We start from the raw sequence: 287 nt of genomic DNA, 5'->3' as shown, positions 1-287 counted from the left end.
GAAAGTTGGGTGGGTATCGGCAAGATACGCTCTGTGTATCAGGAAATCTTCGACTGTACGACCAACAGAAAACTAGTCATTCGCTCCACCGAGTGGACCCGAGATCCGGTGACTGTCACGGGAGAAGCGATGCTATACGCCACGGGCTGCGGTTGGTGGCCTGAGGGTAAACTGTTCAAGTACTCACTCACGCTCAATGCGGCGGGTGAGATCGATCAAATGTTCTGGTGGTGGCGAGACGAATTTCAGGTGGCATCCCTGTAATCTCAATACGCCCCTCGCTGGCG

General features: G+C 54.4%; 1 protein-coding gene. It reads left to right on the top strand.

The features are described 5' to 3' along the window. Positions 1-264: hypothetical protein (locus A3709_RS24255; RefSeq protein ID WP_197484344.1), on the top strand; the 264-nt coding region annotated here is incomplete at its 5' end. Positions 265-287 lie beyond the last annotated feature (23 nt).

Origin of the sequence: Halioglobus sp. HI00S01 (assembly GCF_001635445.1) — a bacterium.
Lineage (GTDB): Bacteria > Pseudomonadota > Gammaproteobacteria > Pseudomonadales > Halieaceae > Halioglobus > Halioglobus japonicus.
The sequence above is the reverse complement of the archived record's forward strand: the minus strand, read 5'-3'. Positions and strand labels throughout refer to the sequence as shown.